The organism is Anaerolineae bacterium, from assembly GCA_013178165.1.
Taxonomy (GTDB): domain Bacteria; phylum Chloroflexota; class Anaerolineae; order Aggregatilineales; family Ch27; genus Ch27.
Map to the genome: position 1 here is coordinate 1 of JABLXG010000052.1, position 4,178 is coordinate 4,178.

The 4,178-nt window shown below is 61.5% G+C and carries 4 protein-coding genes and 1 pseudogene; 1 reads left to right on the forward strand and 4 read right to left on the reverse strand.

Going from position 1 to position 4,178, the window contains the following annotated elements; translation table 11 throughout:
- Positions 1-134: 134 nt before the first annotated feature.
- From HPY64_17935 to rpmF, 4 genes and pseudogenes are all read right to left on the reverse strand, one after another.
- Positions 135-365, reverse strand: a pseudogene (locus tag HPY64_17935) (calcium-binding protein).
- 500 nt (positions 366-865) lie between these two features.
- Complete coding sequence (gene glnA, locus HPY64_17940) at positions 866-2,260, reverse strand: type I glutamate--ammonia ligase (protein NPV69007.1); 1,395 nt, start codon at positions 2,258-2,260, stop codon at positions 866-868.
- Positions 2,261-2,373: 113 nt separating this feature from the next.
- Positions 2,374-3,330 carry an ACP S-malonyltransferase gene (gene fabD / locus HPY64_17945; protein ID NPV69008.1) on the reverse strand — a complete coding sequence of 319 codons (957 nt, stop codon included), beginning with the start codon at positions 3,328-3,330 and terminating at the stop codon, positions 2,374-2,376.
- Positions 3,331-3,538: 208 nt separating this feature from the next.
- On the reverse strand, positions 3,539-3,724 hold the full coding sequence (rpmF, locus tag HPY64_17950) for a 50S ribosomal protein L32 (GenBank protein NPV69009.1): 186 nt from the start codon (positions 3,722-3,724) through the stop codon (positions 3,539-3,541).
- 219 nt (positions 3,725-3,943) lie between these two features.
- Here rpmF and HPY64_17955 point away from each other — a divergent pair.
- Positions 3,944-4,178, forward strand: a 235-nt coding sequence (locus HPY64_17955; protein ID NPV69010.1) for a transposase family protein, incomplete at its 3' end; no start/stop codon positions are given.

Below are 4,178 nucleotides of genomic sequence, written 5' to 3' on the forward strand. Positions count from 1 at the left end.
TCCTGGGTCTCGATGTAGTTGGCTTCCCCGCCATACTTCGCCGCTGCCGCCTGAACGCCTTCCCAGGCGCTCTGGTTGAAGCTGCGGTCATCCACCTCGCCCACGTCTGTCACCAGACCGATGCGCAGCCCTTCACCTGCTGCAGCCGCTGGTTCTGTTGTGGGAGCTTCGGTCGGTGCTTCAGTTGGCGGCAGCACCTCAGTTGGTGCTTCAGTCGGTGCTTCAGTTGGCGGCACCTCAGTTGGCGCCTCGGTTGGTGCTTCGGTGGGAGCTTCAGTCGGCGCTTCGGTTGCGGTTGGCTCCACAACGGCCGCCTGCTCTTCGGTGGGCGTCTCAGTGGGGGCCGATGTTGGCGTGGGCGTCGCCTGAGGACCGCAGGCGGCCATCACCAGCGACAGAATGACAACCAGAGCGACCAGTCCTAAACCCTTCCTTGTAGACATGGCGTTTCCTTCCTCCTTCAAGAAGATGCGGCAAGAAGACAAAACAACTTATGGGTCCTTAAGCCGGGATATTAGATAGCAAATATCAGCAGGCTTATGACCGATGAAAAAACGTCCTGCTCACCCCCTGTGACACAAGCTTGGTGACCCTTGAGGAAAACTGAGGAGATAGTCTGACAGACCGTGTATGGTTGTATCATAACATGATGCCGGGCGGAGGCAAATAGCCGGCGGAGGTTTCGCTGTTGCACGGCCCTGCTGAGGCCAGGCGAGACGGATCGCGCCGGTGACCACGTCATCGGCGGTAACGCGGTCACCACGCGCGATCCGTTGATTTGGCCTGCGGTATGAGGATCGTTACCGGATTGCAGGCAAGACGCCTTGGCCATAGCCATTCTCTTGCGAGCCAGCCCTGCCGGCGATTATAGCGTTTCCAGGTACCGTTCCCGCTCCCACTCGCTCACATGAGTGCGGTATTCGTCCCACTCCAGGAGTTTAGCCCGGAGAAAAGCCGCATAGATATGCTCGCCCAGAGCTTCCCGGATCAGCGGATCGCTCTCCATGGCGTCGAGTGCTTCCTTGAGGCTGCCGGGCAGGACAGCGACACCATTGGCCAGGCGTTCTTCGTCGCCCCACTCGTAGACATCGTCGGTGACCGGGGCAGGCGGCTTCATGCCTTTTTCGATGCCATCCAGGCCCGCAGCCAGCATGACCGCGAACGCCAGGTATGGATTCGCGCTGGGATCAGGGAAGCGCAGCTCAACCCGCGTCGCCTGCTCGTAGCCGGGGCTGTAGCGGGGCACGCGGATCAGGGCGGAACGGTTGCGCTGCGCCCAGCAGATGTAGACCGGCGCCTCATAACCCGGAGTCAGACGTTTGTAGCTGTTGACGGTTGGCGCCACGATCGCAGCCAGGGCGCGGGCATGAACCAGCTGGCCAGCTACGAAGGACTGGGCCAGCGCGGAGAGCTTGAAGACAGGGCTGTCTCCGTCGAAGAAAGCGTTCACGCCGGTGGTCGTGTTGACCAGACTCTGATGGCAGTGCATGCCGCTGCCGTTGATCCCGAAGATCGGCTTGGGCATGAACGTGGCAAACAGGCCGTACTTGGCGGCAATGCCTTTCACGGTGTACTTGAAGGTGATGGCGTTGTCCGCCGTATGCAGGGCGTTGGCATAGCGGAAGTCGATCTCGTGCTGGCCAATGGCAACTTCGTGATGTTCTGCTTCAACATCGATCTTGAGCGCCTGCAGGGCGGAGACGATATCAGCACGGACGCGCTGGGCCTCGTCATTCGGGGAGAAGTCAAAGTAACCGCCTACGTCATGGGGCAGGGCGTGGTGCAAGTCGCCGTTCTTGCGGAACAGGAAGAACTCCAGTTCCGGGCCGACATTATAAGTGTAACCCAGCGCCTCGGCCCTGGCGACCTGGCGCTTGAGGGCGTAGCGCGGATCGCCTTCGAATGGCTCGCCATCCGGCCCGTAGACATCGCAGATGATCCTGGCGCGCAGCGGCAACGTGTCGCCGGTCCAGGGTAGCACCCGGTAGGTGCGGCTATCCGGCCGCAGGAACATATCGGATTCCTGGATGCGGGCAAAGCCTTGGATGGAGGAACCGTCAAACCACACGCCGCGGGTCAGGGCATCTTCCAGCTGGTTCGCGGGGATGGTCACGCTCTTGGTCGCGCCCAGGATATCCGTGAACTGGAGATCGATGAACCTGACGTGCCTGTCCTGCACATCCTGTAAAACGGCTTTGGCCTTTTCGTCCACAGCGTTGCTCCTTGTGCCGGAGTGTGAAATGGGGAAACGGCAGACCATGTCTGGATGGCTGCACTTTTCTTACTTTATTCCTGAATAACGCTGGATCACAACGTGTATCCTGACCCATCCCGTTTGTGGCAATAGCACAAACCCGCCCCGGCAGGATGGGGTTACAGGGCGGAGGCCGCTGCGAATTCGGCCAGCGCCTGAGCGCTGTTCAGGGTAACACGGGCAGCATCACGGCTGATGCGCCGGATCAGGCCGCTGAGCACATCTTTGGAGCCTACCTCAACAAAACGGTTGACTCCGTTAGCCAGCAAATAGGCCATGCTTTCGGTCCAACGTACAGGCGACGTCAGCTGTGCACCCAGCTCCTGCCGGATGGCAGCAATGTCAGTGAGCGGGGCAGCGCTGATATTGCCGATCACCGGCACGATGGGCTCACGGAGCGGCGTTGCCTCGACGGCGGCGCGGAATTCAGCGGCCACTGAAGCCATCAGCGGCGAATGGGAAGCGATGCTGACTTCGAGGCGAACGACCCGTTTGGCCCCGGCGGCGGTGGCCAGCGCCATGCCACGCTCCAGGGCAGCAATGTCTCCGGAAATCACCACCTGGCCGGGGCAGTTGTCGTTGGCCAGCACAAGCGGCTGGCCGGTCTCTTGGCTGGCCCTGGCGCAGACAGCCCGCACTTCTTCCGCTTCAAGGCCGAGGATAGCCGCCATAGCGCCGGGCTGGCGTTCTCCTGCCAGCTTCATGAGCCGTCCGCGTTCCCGGACGAGGCGCAATCCATCGGCGAAGGAAAGCGCTCCGGCGGCCGCCAGCGCTGTGATTTCGCCCAGGCTATGCCCGGCTACGGCAGCCGGTCGGACCGGCCCGATGGCAGCTTCCAGCGCACGCAGGGTAGCCATGCTCGTGATGTACAGCGCGGGCTGGGTGTTATACGTATCGTTCAGGGCCTCGGCGGGACCTTCCCAGCACAGACGGGAGAAGTGTTCGTCCAGGATGTCATCCGCCTGTTCAAAAATCTCACGTGCGGCAGGATACGCTTGCGCCAGATCAGCGCCCATGCCAACTTCCTGCGATCCCTGACCGGGGAAGAGCAGGGCGGTGTTTGTCCAGTTGTTCATCGGGTTGGATTCTCCTCTGCTTGGGCAGCCCTGAAATCAGGCTGATATTTCACTGCTGCCTATAACCCCGGCGCAGGGCGCTGGTTTTGCACTGGCAGCTTCAGGAGGGATGGCCGGTGGGCCGGCTTTGAGCGCGGCCAAAACGCAAAAAGCCGTGCGGGGAATGCCGGGCACGGCCTGCGTGTCAAACCACATGATAGGGAGGAGCCTAGGCTTCTTCGACCTCAATGATCTGCTTGCCCCGGTAGGTGCCGCAATGCGGGCATACCTGGTGGGCGGGCTTGTATTCGTTGCACTTCTCGCAACGAACCAGATGCCGCAGGCTCAGCGCGTCATGCGCGCGGCGACGGTCGCGGCGGCTCCGGGAATGTTTTCTCTTAGGCAGGGGGCCCATGATCGTACTCCAGTATCGCCGGTGAGCGTGATTTCATTCGAAAATAACGCCCAGCAGGGCTGCGCCGGGCGAGCATGTTCGGGATTATAGGCGCGGGGTTGGCCGGTGTCAAGGCAGCGTTTGGCCGCGCCACGGCTGTTGCAAAGTCCCAAGACAAAAAGGCCTTTCCTGGTTAAGGTAGTGTTGTGCGCCACGAACCCTGCACCAGGAAAGGTCAACATGGACTATGCCATAGCCGGAAGCGGACAGATAGAGGCACTTTGCGGGGAGGTAGGGGGGCTCTATGAGCGACTGAAGGGGTTAAAGGATCGGCGAGACCGGCGCGGGGTACGCTATCCGTTGGCAGCGGTGCTGATGATCATGGTGTCAGCCAGGCTTTCGGGAGAAGATGAAGCGCGGGGGATAGCGGAGTGGGCGAAGTGGCGGGCCAAGCCCCTGGCCAAGGCGCTGGGGC